The 11,066-nt window shown below is 72.9% G+C and carries 13 protein-coding genes and 1 riboswitch; of the genes, 6 read left to right on the top strand and 7 right to left on the bottom strand.

The genetic code is table 11. The features are described 5' to 3' along the window. The 3 genes from bioD to bioB form a co-directional block, all read right to left on the bottom strand. Window positions 1-591 (bottom strand): dethiobiotin synthase (gene bioD, locus K6I33_RS23845; RefSeq protein WP_229356566.1); only part of this gene is annotated, 591 nt, incomplete at its 3' end. 24 nt (window positions 592-615) lie between these two features. Further along, the gene (locus K6I33_RS23840) at window positions 616-1,920 is read right to left on the bottom strand and encodes an adenosylmethionine--8-amino-7-oxononanoate transaminase (RefSeq protein ID WP_229356565.1); all 1,305 of its coding nucleotides are present in this window, start codon (window positions 1,918-1,920) and stop codon (window positions 616-618) included. Next, window positions 1,913-3,214, bottom strand: coding sequence for a biotin synthase BioB (gene bioB / locus K6I33_RS23835; RefSeq protein ID WP_229356564.1), 1,302 nt, complete (start codon window positions 3,212-3,214; stop codon window positions 1,913-1,915). The genes K6I33_RS23840 and bioB overlap by 8 nt, the downstream gene beginning before the upstream one ends. Window positions 3,215-3,359: 145 nt before the next feature. Here bioB and K6I33_RS23830 point away from each other — a divergent pair, with 145 nt between their 5' ends. Then, complete coding sequence (locus K6I33_RS23830) at window positions 3,360-4,514, top strand: 8-amino-7-oxononanoate synthase (RefSeq protein WP_229356563.1); 1,155 nt, start codon at window positions 3,360-3,362, stop codon at window positions 4,512-4,514. A 20-nt stretch (window positions 4,515-4,534) separates the two neighbouring features. Here K6I33_RS23830 and K6I33_RS23825 read toward each other — a convergent pair whose 3' ends face one another. Together K6I33_RS23825 and K6I33_RS23820 are read right to left on the bottom strand one after the other, a co-directional pair. Then, window positions 4,535-4,792, bottom strand: a complete 258-nt coding sequence (locus tag K6I33_RS23825) for a DUF397 domain-containing protein (RefSeq protein ID WP_374285701.1) — start codon at window positions 4,790-4,792, stop codon at window positions 4,535-4,537. An 18-nt stretch (window positions 4,793-4,810) separates the two neighbouring features. Continuing rightward, on the bottom strand, window positions 4,811-5,680 hold the full coding sequence (locus K6I33_RS23820; RefSeq protein ID WP_229356561.1) for a helix-turn-helix transcriptional regulator: 870 nt from the start codon (window positions 5,678-5,680) through the stop codon (window positions 4,811-4,813). A 242-nt stretch (window positions 5,681-5,922) separates the two neighbouring features. On the opposite strand from K6I33_RS23820, the gene K6I33_RS23815 reads away from it, so the two are divergent. Further along, window positions 5,923-6,381: an ATP-binding protein gene (locus K6I33_RS23815; protein ID WP_229356560.1), complete on the top strand. Its 459-nt coding sequence runs from the start codon at window positions 5,923-5,925 to the stop codon at window positions 6,379-6,381. A 249-nt stretch (window positions 6,382-6,630) separates the two neighbouring features. Here K6I33_RS23815 and K6I33_RS23810 read toward each other — a convergent pair whose 3' ends face one another. Together K6I33_RS23810 and K6I33_RS23805 are read right to left on the bottom strand one after the other, a co-directional pair. Beyond that, window positions 6,631-7,119: a C40 family peptidase gene (locus K6I33_RS23810; protein ID WP_229356559.1), complete on the bottom strand. Its 489-nt coding sequence runs from the start codon at window positions 7,117-7,119 to the stop codon at window positions 6,631-6,633. A 2-nt stretch (window positions 7,120-7,121) separates the two neighbouring features. Beyond that, window positions 7,122-7,260: riboswitch (cyclic di-AMP (ydaO/yuaA leader) on the bottom strand. 369 nt (window positions 7,261-7,629) lie between these two features. Beyond that, the gene (locus K6I33_RS23805; protein ID WP_229356558.1) at window positions 7,630-7,920 is read right to left on the bottom strand and encodes a hypothetical protein; all 291 of its coding nucleotides are present in this window, start codon (window positions 7,918-7,920) and stop codon (window positions 7,630-7,632) included. Between the two features lie 117 nt (window positions 7,921-8,037). On the opposite strand from K6I33_RS23805, the gene K6I33_RS23800 reads away from it, so the two are divergent. The 4 genes from K6I33_RS23800 to K6I33_RS23785 all read left to right on the top strand — a co-directional run. Then, the gene (locus tag K6I33_RS23800; RefSeq protein WP_229356557.1) at window positions 8,038-8,340 is read left to right on the top strand and encodes an urease subunit gamma; all 303 of its coding nucleotides are present in this window, start codon (window positions 8,038-8,040) and stop codon (window positions 8,338-8,340) included. Between the two features lie 11 nt (window positions 8,341-8,351). Beyond that, window positions 8,352-8,663, top strand: a complete 312-nt coding sequence (locus K6I33_RS23795; protein ID WP_229356556.1) for an urease subunit beta — start codon at window positions 8,352-8,354, stop codon at window positions 8,661-8,663. Continuing rightward, window positions 8,656-10,377 (top strand): urease subunit alpha, encoded by a 1,722-nt coding sequence (locus K6I33_RS23790; RefSeq protein ID WP_229356555.1) that lies wholly within the window; start codon window positions 8,656-8,658, stop codon window positions 10,375-10,377. The genes K6I33_RS23795 and K6I33_RS23790 overlap by 8 nt, the downstream gene beginning before the upstream one ends. A gap of 12 nt (window positions 10,378-10,389) precedes the next feature. Next, on the top strand, window positions 10,390-11,066 hold a 677-nt coding region (locus tag K6I33_RS23785; RefSeq protein ID WP_374285695.1), incomplete at its 3' end, for an urease accessory protein UreF.

The following is an 11,066-nucleotide window of genomic DNA, read 5'->3' as shown; positions in this document are numbered from 1 at the left end:
CCCCAGCAGCGGCGCCCCCGCCGCCCCCGGCAGATCCGCCAGGTTGCACCGCATCGCCAGGTCCGGCGCCGCAGGCCAGCTTCCGATGACCACGCCCGCGCGCCGCAGCCCGCGCGCGGCCAGCGCCTCCGCCGTCAGCGACGTGACGTTGAGCGTGCCCAGGCCCGCCTGCGCGACGACCAGGACGGGCGCGTCCAGCAGGCCCGCCACGTCCGCGAGCGTGGAGCCGTCCTCGTCCAGCCGGACCAGCAGCCCGCCCGCGCCCTCGACGAGCACCAGGTCGTGCGAGCGTTCCAGTTCCCGCGCCGCCCGGACGGTCTCGGCGGGCCGTACGGGCGCCAGGCCCGCCCGGCGGGCGGCCGTCGCGGGGGCCAGCGGCTCGGGGAAGCGGCCGAGTTCGACGCCGGTCACGGGACCCGCGAGGCGCAGCACCTCCGCGACGTCCCCCGGCTCGTCCACCGCGACCCCGGTCTGCGCGGGCTTGAGGACGGCCACCGAGCAGCCGGCGGCCAGCGCCGCCGCCGCGACCGCGGCCGTCACCACGGTCTTGCCGACCTCCGTGCCCGTTCCCGTCACGACCAGCACCGACATGGTTTGCGTCTCCTTAACTCTCCGCTAGGCCACCCGCGCGGCGGCCTCCACCGCCGCGCAGATCCTCGCCAGGTCCTCGTCGGCCGTGACGAACGGCGGCATGGTGTAGATCAGGTTCCGGAAGGGCCGCAGCCACACCCCGGAGCCGACCACCGCACGGGTGGCCGCCGCCATGTCCACCTCGTGGTCGAGCTCGACGACGCCGATGGCGCCGAGCACCCGTACGTCCCGTACGCCCGGCAGGTCCGCGACGCCGGCCAGGCCGTCCCGCAGCCCCGCCTCGATCCGCTTGACCGCCGTGCGCCAGTCCCCGGAGAGCAGCAGCTCGATCGAGGCGTTGGCGATCGCGCAGGCCAGCGGGTTGCCCATGAACGTCGGGCCGTGCGCGAGCACCGGGACCTCGCCGGAGCTGATGCCCCGCGCCACCCGGGAGGTGCACAGCGCCGCCGCGAGGGTGACGTAGCCGCCGGTCAGCGCCTTGCCGACGCACATCGCGTCCGGGGTGACCCCCGCGTGGTCCGCCGCGAACAGCGCGCCCGTACGCCCGAAGCCCGTGGCGATCTCGTCGAACACCAGCAGCACGTCGTGCTCGTCGCACAGCTCCCGCAGCACCCGCAGATACGCGGGGGAGTGGAAGCGCATGCCGCCGGCGCCCTGCACCACCGGTTCCACGATGACGGCGGCCAGCTCATGGGCGTGCCGCGCCAGCGACTCGCGCAGATGGGCCACGTAGGCCGGGTCGGTGTCGTCCGTGAAGCCGCCGGGCGGGGCGTCCGCGAAGACGTGCTTCGGCAGCGCCCCGGACCACAGCTCGTGCATCCCGCCGTCGGGGTCGCACACGGCCATCGGCTGCCAGGTGTCGCCGTGGTAGCCGCCGCGCCAGGTCATCAGGCGCCGCTTCTCCGGCCGGCCCAGCGAACGCCAGTACTGGAGGCACATCTTGATCGCGACCTCGACCGACACCGAGCCGGAGTCGGCGAGGAAGACGTGCTCCAGCCCCTCGGGGGTGATGTCCACCAGGGTGGCGGCCAGCCGGACGGCGGGCTCATGGGTGAGCCCGCCGAACATCACATGGCTCATCCGCCCCAGCTGCGCCTGTGCGGCCGCGTTGAGGACGGGGTGGTTGTAGCCGTGGACGGCCGACCACCACGAGGACATCCCGTCGATCAACTCGACGGAACCATGGGCCGGTTCGGCCAGCCGCAGCCGCACCCCGGAGGCGGACTCGACGACCAGCGGCTCCTGGCGGCCCGGCATCGGGCCGTAGGGGTGCCAGACGTGCCGCCGGTCGAGGTCGAGCAGCCGGCCGGGGTTGAGCGGCTCAGGCATTGGGCGGCAGGTCCGTCCCCGCGCCCCGGCGGCGCACGGCCACCAGGTCCGGACGGACCTCGCCGGGCGCGGCCTGCCCCGCGGCACCGGCCGGGACGGAGGCGGTGTCCGCGGCGACGGCCGCCGCCGGCGCCTCGGCCGTACCGCAGACGCTCGCGGAACCGCAGCCGCCCGAAGCCGGAACCTCAGCCTCCGCGCCATGGCCACCGTCGCCGCACGGACCGCAGCCGCCGCCCGAGTGACCACCGCAACCACCGGCGGAGACGGCGGAGGCGGCAGCGGCGACATCGGCCCGGTGCGCGGGCAGCGTGGAGGTGTCCGCGCCCTCCACCTCGAAGCCCGCGTCCGCGATCATCGCCAGGTCGGCCTTGCCCTCCTGGCCCTCACTGGTCAGATAGTCGCCGAGGAAGATCGAGTTGGCGATCTCCAGCGCCAGCGGCTGCATCGTGCGCAGGTGCACCTCGCGGCCGCCCGCCAGCCGGACCTCGACGTCCGGGCAGACGAACCGCGTCATCGCCAGGATCCGCAGGCAGCGCTGCGGGGTGAGGTGCCACTCCTTGGCCAGCGGCGTCCCCTCGAAGGGGATGAGGAAGTTGACCGGCACCGAGTCCGGGTCCAGCTCCCGCAGCGAGAAGACCACGTCCACCAGGTCGGCGTCGCTCTCGCCCATGCCCGCGATCAGGCCGGAGCAGGCGGACATCCCCGCCGCGTGGGCCTGCCGCACCGTCTCGACGCGGTCGGCGTAGGTGTGGGTGGTGGTGATGGCGCCGTAGGTGGCCTCGGAGGTGTTGAGGTTGTGGTTGTAGGCGTCGGCGCCCGCCTCGCGCAGCCGCTCGGCCTGGCCGTCGGAGAGCAGACCGAGACAGGCGCACACCTCGACGCCCTCGTTCTGCTCCTTGATCGCCTCAATGGTCTTCGACACCCGGTCGACGTCCCGGTCCGTCGGACCGCGTCCGCTGGCGACCAGGCAGACCCGCTTCGCACCGCCGGCGACACCGGCGGCGGCCGCCTTCGAGGCGTCCTCGGGCTTGAGCCAGGTGTACTTGAGGATCTCGGCCTTGGAGCCGAGCCGCTGCGAGCAGTACGAGCAGTCCTCCGGGCAGAGGCCCGACTTGAGGTTGACGAGGTAGTTGAGCTTCACCCGTCGCCCGAACCACTTACGGCGTACCTTTCCGGCCGCCGCCACCACGTCGAGCAGCTCGTCGTCGGAGGTCGCCAGTACGGCGAGCGCCTCTTCGCGGGTCGGCAGCTCCCGCCGCAACCCCTTGTCCACCAGCGTGTTCAGCAGGTCCATGGCGCAGATCCTCGCGTACTCCACCGCCCCCGGCCAAGGAGAGATTGCACAACAGGCGGCATTCGAGGTGTGTGTATCGCCACATCCTGCCCCGGCCCCCGGACGGCTAGGTTTTATGCAAACCCACCAAACGCGAGGGACGGCCATGCACCGCGACCCGTTCGACTGGATCGACGCGCGGCAGGCGCGGCTGCGCACCGCCGGCCTCGTCCGCACCCTGCGGCCCCGCACGGCCGACAGCGATCTCGTCGACCTGGCCGGAAACGACTATCTGGGCCTGACCCGCCATCCCGAGGTCACCGAGGCCGCCGCGCTGGCCGCCCGGCGCTGGGGCGCGGGCGCCACCGGATCCCGGCTGGTCACCGGCACCACCGCGCTGCACACCCGGCTGGAGGAGGAACTCGCCGCGTTCTGCGGCTTCGAGGCCGCGCTCGTCTTCTCCTCCGGCTACACCGCGAACCTCGCCGCCGTCACCGCCCTCTCCGGCCCCGCCGGCGGCGACACCCTCCTGGTCTGCGACGAGGGCAACCACGCCTCGCTGATCGACGGCTGCCGGCTCGCCCGCGCGGAGAAGGCCGTCGTCCGGCACACCGAGCCGGAGGCCTTCGCCAAGGCCCTCGCCGCGCACGACGGCCGGGCGATCGCCGTCACCGACTCCGTCTTCTCCGTCGACGGCGACGCCGCCCCGCTGGCCGCCCTCGCCGGGGTCTGCCGGGAGAGCGGCGCGGCGCTGCTCGTGGACGACGCCCACGGCCTCGGCGTCCTCGGCGACGGCGGCCGGGGCGCCCTCCACGCGGCCGGGCTCGCGGGCGACGCGGACGTCGTCGCCACCGTCACCCTCTCCAAGTCGCTGGGCGCCCAGGGCGGCGCGGTCCTCGGCCCGGCCCGGGTGATCGAGCACCTCGTCAGCACCGCCCGCACCTTTATCTTCGACACCGGCCTCGCCCCGGCCGCCGTCGGCGCCGCCCTCGCGAGCCTCGCGCTGCTGCGCCGTGAACCGGGCCGTGCCGGGCGGGTCCGGGCCGTGGCCACCGAGCTCCACCGCAGGGTGACGGAGGCGGGGCTCGCGGCCGTGCGCCCCGACGCGGCGGTGATCTCCGTACGGGCCCCCTCGCCCGAGGCCGCCGTGCGCTGGGCGGCGGACTGCCGCGAGGCCGGGCTCGCGGTCGGCTGCTTCCGGCCCCCGTCCGTGCCCGACGGCGTCTCGCGACTGCGGCTGACCGCCCGGGCCGACCTGACGGACCGGGAGGTCGCGGCGGCGGCCGACACGATCGTACGGACCGCGCCGGCCGCAGCCTGACGGCTTCGGCCTCGGCCGTCTCAGGCCTGGCCGGGGCCCTCGTCCGGGGTCCGGCCAGGACCGCCGCCGTCCAGGTCCGTGACGAAGGCGGACCAGGTGGTGCGGGGGAAGAGCAGGACCGGGCCGGCGCCGCGCCGTGAGTCGCGCACGGCGAGCAGCTCCGTCCCCAGGAGCGCCGTCTCGACACAGTTGTTCATTCCGGTGCTGTAGCTGCTGCGGTGCCATACCGCGTCGCACCGAGCGGGCTGGGCCGATGCAGAGGGTACGTACCGAGGCATTGCAGACATGTCGCCTCCCTACGCGCCGTCACTGATCCCGGCGATGTATTCCAACGATTTCTCGTGCGACAGGGCGTGCGCCCGGAGCGTCGTGAATGCGGAGGCGTACGCCCGGAGGTCTTCTTTCCGCTCCAGATAGAGGCTACTCGTCAAGTGGTCGAGAACAACCACGTCCAGATCGGCGATGCGCGGAAATGAGAAGATAACGAAAGGGCCGGTGATGCCGATATGGTTGCCGCTGGTGAACGGCAGTACGTGCAGCCGCACATGCGGCAGTGAGCCCCTTTCCAACAAATGCCGCAGCTGTCCCGCCATTACCTCGGCGCTGCCCACCTCGTGCCGCAGCACCGCCTCGTCCAGCACCGCGCACAGCTCCAGCGGCCGCTCTCCCCCGAGTACCGCCTGCCGGGCCAGCCGCACCCGCACGAGCTCCTCGACCTGCCGGGCCGGCGGATCGCCGAGCGCCGCGCGGGTCACCGCCCGGGCGTAGTCGGGTGTCTGCAGCAGTCCGGGCACCACCGTGGTCTCCAGCGTGCGGGCGCGGGAGGCCTCCGACTCCAGGCTGATGAAGTCGAGATACGCCGAAGGCAGCAGGTCGCGATAGGCGTACCACCAGCCGCGCCGCGACCCCTCCGCGTCCCTGGACCCCACCCCGCACAGGGCCCCCAGCAGGGCCCGCAGCTCCGGGTCCGACACCCGGTAGACATCCAGCAGCCGGGCCACATCGGCCGGTTTCACCCCGCTGCTGCCCGTCTCGATCCGGCTCACCTTCGACTGGTGCCAGCCGACCGCGCAGGCCGCCTCCCGGCTGGTCATCCCGGTCAGCTCGCGCTGGCGGCGCAACTCCGCGCCGAGTTTACGGCGGCGCACCGCGGGTCCGTACCGCATCAGCTCTCCCTCCCCGCCGCTCACATGGAAGCGTCGTGATAACCCTCGACGCGTAGTTCACACGCCTCGCGTCAGAGTCAATAAACCAGGGCCACGGCCAAATCCGGTCGCTCGTCGTAGAGTTCACCGCTTTGAGCGACAGATATATCCACAATCCGGTGGATCACACCCATCGTGGCCGTTATCAGTGGGACGCTGGCGCGGAGAGCCGGGCCGAGCCTCGGTGGGAAAGGGACAGCGCCATGGCAGATCACCAGGAAGCAACCGTCACCCTGCCGAGCGTTCCCGCCTCGGTCTCCGCCGCCCGTCGTCAGGTCATGGACGTGCTCGCCACCTGGGGTCTGCCGGACGGGGCGGCTCCGGACGGGACGGGCCCGGACGGGACGGACCTGGCCGACACGATCCGGCTGATCCTCTCCGAGCTGGCCACCAACGCCGTGCAGCACACCCGGGGCCAGTCGCCCACATTCACCGTGGAGCTCCGGCTGGACCGGGAGGAGCGGCTGCGGGTCGGGGTCACCGACAGCCATCCGCGCCATCCCCGGCGGCTGCCCGTCGACGGCCGGCAGGACAGCGGCCGCGGCATGGTGATCGTCCGCGCGCTCACCGCCGAGTACGGCGGCAGGGTCGTCGTCACTCCGACCGCCGACGGCGGCAAGACGGTGTGGATCACGCTGCCCTGGACGGTGTCCGTCCGCTGACCGGCAGCGCGGAGGGGCCGGGCGGGAAGGTCCGCCCGGCCCGGCGCTCTTGTGGAGCCGCGCACAGGAACCGGTGGGTTCTCAGGTGTCGCCGGTGCCCGTGGGGCACCGCTCGGCAGTCGGGTCCGCTGCCACGGGAAACGCGCCCGGCGCGCGGGGAGTCCGGCGCGACGGGTACGCGCGAAGGATTCTGCGGGACGACGGGGGCGGGAAGCGGTAGCCGCGCCGGTCGTCACCCGCTCCGGTGGTTCAGTCGTTCACTCGGCCGTACGAGACGCTTCTGGTCCAGATGCGCTCGAGGCGGACGACCGAACCGGTCTTCGGGGCGTGCCAGATCAGATTGTTCCCGGCGTATATCCCGACGTGGTAGACGCCGCCCCGGCCGTGGAAGAACACCAGGTCACCCTGTTCCCGGGAGGGGGTGGGGACGTGCTCGGTGCGGTTGTACTGCTCCTGGGCGGTACGGGGCAGCTGCTTGCCGGCCCGTTTGAAGGAGTACTGCGTCAGCCCCGAGCAGTCGAAGCTGTACGGGCCCGTAGCACCCCACCGATAGGGGGAGCCCGCCTTCGAGGCCGCGATCCACAGGGCTTTGGTGGAGATGGTGGCGGCTTCGGCGTCGTTGACGACACCGGGAGCCAGTACCGTTGCGCTGACGGCCGCCAGAGTCAGGGCGGATTTCACGGACAGGGGTACCACCCCGGACCTGGACAGCCGTGAGGGACGTTTGTGCGCGCCCATGCCAAACCCTTCGTCAGCCGCCTGTGAAGGATGACCTGTCGGGTTCGGGCAGGCGAAGAATGCCCGGCCGCCGAGGCGGCTTCACCCCAAGGGCCGGTCCGGCACCTCCCCTTTGACCACAAGGTTCGGTCCGGCCGTCCCGTCGTGCCTGGGTCCTCCATCCCCGCCGATGCACTCATGTCGACCAGCGCCCGGGCGGCGGCGGGGTTCGGCGTCCGCCCGGACCGCCCCGCCGTGGTGGCGGGGTCTTGTCGTCGGGAGGGATCTTGGCGCAGTCGCGGCGGGCACGCCGAGGGGATCCCGGCATATGTGAGCCTCGTCACCGTTGGGCAATTCCGGTGGACGCAGGACGATTTGACTCTCGCGGATCACCCCTGGTGAGCCGGTCACCTGCGGCGCGAGCGATCACTCCGAGCGCAAACCGCGCGTACGGCCCGACATGATCACCACGGCTTGTCTACGATCGCATCCGCTGTCTGAAGGAGATCGAGGGAAGAATGTTTCCGCTCCTCAGTTCGCAGCCGGAGGCATCAAGGTCACCCACGGCGCCCGGCGTTCGCCGACCGGGACCCGCACCGCCCGCGCCAGCGTTCCCGCGTACACCTGTCGTTCGCCCTGTTCGCGCGTCGTCGCCGGTGCGGCGCACGGCCCCGCGGCCGCGACCACGAGCCTCTGCGCGGCTCGTAGCCCGCCGTACGTGTCCTGCGCACGGGCCGGGGTGATCCGGACGAGCTGATCCAGTACTTCCGGAAAACCGCCGGCCGGCCCCGGCCCGGGTGGCACCGCGTGGGTGCCGGTCATGGGCACACCAAAAATCGGTCATCCCGGTTAACGCGTTGGAAAAGGTTGCGCCCTAATCTGCGGTCAGGGGCCGCGGGGAGAAGAACCCCAGGTCAACACTGTGTTGAGGTGGGATACATGCAACTTTCCCCGCACGAGCAGGAACGCCTGCTCATCCATGTGGCCGCCGACGTCGCGGAGCGGCGCAGGGCCCGCGGGCTGCGCCTCAACCACCCCGAAGCGGTGGCCCTGATCACCGCGCACATCCTCGAGGGCGCCCGCGACGGCCGCACCGTCGCCGAGCTGATGTCCTCGGGGCGCAAGGTACTCACCCGTGACGAGGTCATGGACGGCATCCCCGAGATGATCCACGACGTCCAGGTCGAGGCCACCTTCCCGGACGGGACGAAGCTCGTCACCGTCCACGAACCCATCGCGTGACGGGGGGCACCATGATTCCCGGAGAGATCCTCCACGCCGAAGCGCCCGTACGGCTCAACGAAGGGTCGCGACGCACCCGGCTGACCGTCCTCAACGCCGCCGACCGGCCCGTCCAGGTCGGCTCCCACTACCACTTCGCCGAGGCCAATCCGGGCCTCGCCTTCGACCGCGCGGCCGCCCACGGGATGCGCCTCGACATCGCCGCCGGCACCGCCGTGCGCTTCGAGCCCGGCATCCCGGCCGAGGTCGACCTCGTGCCCATCGGCGGCAAGCGCGTCGTCGAGGGGCTGCGCGGGGAGTGCGGGGGACCGCTCGATGCCTGAGCTGACCCGCGCCGAGTACGCCGCGCTCTACGGGCCGACGGCCGGCGACCGGATCCGGCTCGCCGATACGAACCTGCTGATCGAGATCGAGGAGGACCGCTGCGGCGGCCCCGGCCACGCCGGGGACGAGGCGGTCTTCGGCGGCGGCAAGGTCATCCGCGAGTCGATGGGCCAGTCGCGCGCCACCCGCGCCGAGGGCGCCCCCGACACCGTGATCACCGGCGCCGTCGTCCTCGACCACTGGGGGATCGTCAAGGCCGACGTCGGCATCCGCGACGGACGGATCACCGGCATCGGCAAGGCCGGCAACCCCGACACCATGGACGGCGTCCACCCCGACCTCGTCATCGGCCCCGAGACGGAGATCATCTCCGGCAACGGCAGGATCCTCACCGCCGGCGCCGTCGACGCCCACGTCCACTTCATCTGCCCCCAGCTCGCCGACGAGGCCCTCGCCTCCGGCGTCACCACGCTCGTGGGCGGCGGCACCGGCCCCGCCGAGGGCAGCAAGGCCACCACCATCACCCCCGGCTCCTGGCACCTCGCCCGGATGCTCGAGGCGATGGAGGGGCACCCCGTCAACATCGGCCTCCTCGGCAAGGGCAACACCGTCTCGTACGACGCGATGCGCGCCCAGCTGCGCGCCGGAGCCGTCGGATTCAAGATCCATGAGGACTGGGGAGCCACCCCCGCCGCCATCGACGCCTGCCTGAGCGTGTGCGAGGAGAGCGGCGCCCAGCTCGCCATCCACACGGACACCCTCAACGAGGCGGGCTTCGTCGGCGACACCCTCGCCGCCATCGCCGGGCGCTCCGTCCACGCGTACCACACCGAGGGCGCGGGCGGCGGGCACGCGCCCGACATCATCACGGTGGTCTCCGAGGCCAATATCCTCCCCAGCTCCACCAACCCCACCCGGCCGCACACCGTCAACACCGTCGAGGAGCACCTCGACATGCTGATGGTCTGTCACCACCTCAACCCCGCCGTCCCCGAGGACCTCGCCTTCGCCGAGTCCCGGATCCGGCCCGGCACGATCGCCGCCGAGGACGTCCTTCACGACCTCGGCGCGATCTCGATCATCTCCTCCGACTCCCAGGCCATGGGACGCATCGGCGAGGTGGTCCTGCGCACCTGGCAGACCGCGCACGTGATGAAGGAACGGCGCGGCGCCCTGCCCGGCGACGGCCGGGCCGACAACCGGCGGGCCCGCCGCTACGTCGCCAAGTACACGATCAACCCCGCCGTCGCCCAGGGCCTCGACCACGAGATCGGCTCCGTCGAGACCGGCAAGCTCGCCGACCTGGTGCTGTGGGAGCCCGCGTTCTTCGGCGTCCGGCCGCTGCTCGTCATCAAGGGCGGACAGATCGCCTACGCGCAGATGGGCGACGCCAACGCCTCCATCCCCACCCCCCAGCCCATCCTGCCGCGCCCCATGTTCGGCGCCCGGGGCAGGGCGCCCGCCGCCAACTCCCTCAACTTCGTCACCCAGTGGGCGCTGGACGACGGACTGCCCGAACGGCTGGGCCTGGGCAAGCGCTTCGTCCCCATCCGCGACACCCGCCGCGTCACCAAGGCGGACATGCGCGAGAACGACGCCCGGCCCCGGGTGGAGGTGGACCCGGACACCTTCACGGTGACGATCGAGGGGGAACCGGTAGAGCCACGCCCGGCGGAGCGGCTGCCCATGGCCCAGCGGTACTTCCTCTTCTGACGGGCGTCACCGATGAGCACCATGTCCGCCGCGCTCCTCGTCCTGGCCGACGGCCGCTTCCCCGCCGGGGGCCACGCCCACTCCGGCGGCGCCGAGGCGGCCGTCAAGGCCGGCCGGGTCACGGACGGTGCGTCCCTGGAGACGTTCTGCCGGGGGCGGCTGCACACCACCGGGCTGACCGCGGCGGGGCTCGCCGCCGCCGCGGCCGCCGGGATCGACCCGCTCGCCCTCGACACGGCCGCCGACGCCCGCACCCCCTCGACGGCCCTGCGCGCCGCCGCGCGCCGGCTCGGCCGTCAGCTGATGCGCGCCGCGCGCGCCGCCTGGCCGTCACCCGAACTCGACGCCCTCGCGGCGGCCCTGCCGCGCGGCGCCCACCAGCCCGTCGTCCTCGGGCTGGTCGCCCGCGCCGCCGGGCTCGGCCCGCTCGCCGCCGCGTACGCCGCCGCGTACGAGACGGTGAGCGGTCCGGCGACGGCGGTGGTGCGGCTGCTGAGCCTCGATCCGTTCGAGGCGACGGCGGTGCTGGCGCGGCTCGCACCCGAACTCGACCAGGTGGCCGCCTCGGCGGCCGAGGCGGCTGGGCGGGCGCTGACCGAGGGGCCGGACGCGCTGCCCGCGGGCTCCGCGCCACTGCTCGACATCACGGCGGAGCAGCATGCCGGCTGGCCGGTGCGGCTGTTCGCCAC

It is taken from the genome of Streptomyces sp. UNOB3_S3 (assembly GCF_020740895.1).
In the GTDB taxonomy this organism is placed as follows: Bacteria; Actinomycetota; Actinomycetes; order Streptomycetales; family Streptomycetaceae; genus Streptomyces.
This window is presented reverse-complemented; position numbering and strand designations above follow the sequence as displayed.

What these genes read in the sequence shown, in the direction of transcription:
- K6I33_RS23840 (WP_229356565.1), bottom strand. Translation starts at nt 1,920, where the DNA reads ATGCCTGAGCCGCTCAACCCCGGCCGGCTGCTCGACCTCGACCGGCGG.
- bioB (WP_229356564.1), bottom strand. Translation starts at nt 3,214, where the DNA reads ATGGACCTGCTGAACACGCTGGTGGACAAGGGGTTGCGGCGGGAGCTG.
- K6I33_RS23830 (WP_229356563.1), top strand. Translation starts at nt 3,360, where the DNA reads ATGCACCGCGACCCGTTCGACTGGATCGACGCGCGGCAGGCGCGGCTG.
- K6I33_RS23825 (WP_374285701.1), bottom strand. Translation starts at nt 4,792, where the DNA reads ATGCCTCGGTACGTACCCTCTGCATCGGCCCAGCCCGCTCGGTGCGAC.
- K6I33_RS23820 (WP_229356561.1), bottom strand. Translation starts at nt 5,680, where the DNA reads ATGCGGTACGGACCCGCGGTGCGCCGCCGTAAACTCGGCGCGGAGTTG.
- K6I33_RS23815 (WP_229356560.1), top strand. Translation starts at nt 5,923, where the DNA reads ATGGCAGATCACCAGGAAGCAACCGTCACCCTGCCGAGCGTTCCCGCC.
- K6I33_RS23810 (WP_229356559.1), bottom strand. Translation starts at nt 7,119, where the DNA reads ATGGGCGCGCACAAACGTCCCTCACGGCTGTCCAGGTCCGGGGTGGTA.
- K6I33_RS23805 (WP_229356558.1), bottom strand. Translation starts at nt 7,920, where the DNA reads ATGACCGGCACCCACGCGGTGCCACCCGGGCCGGGGCCGGCCGGCGGT.
- K6I33_RS23800 (WP_229356557.1), top strand. Translation starts at nt 8,038, where the DNA reads ATGCAACTTTCCCCGCACGAGCAGGAACGCCTGCTCATCCATGTGGCC.
- K6I33_RS23795 (WP_229356556.1), top strand. Translation starts at nt 8,352, where the DNA reads ATGATTCCCGGAGAGATCCTCCACGCCGAAGCGCCCGTACGGCTCAAC.
- K6I33_RS23790 (WP_229356555.1), top strand. Translation starts at nt 8,656, where the DNA reads ATGCCTGAGCTGACCCGCGCCGAGTACGCCGCGCTCTACGGGCCGACG.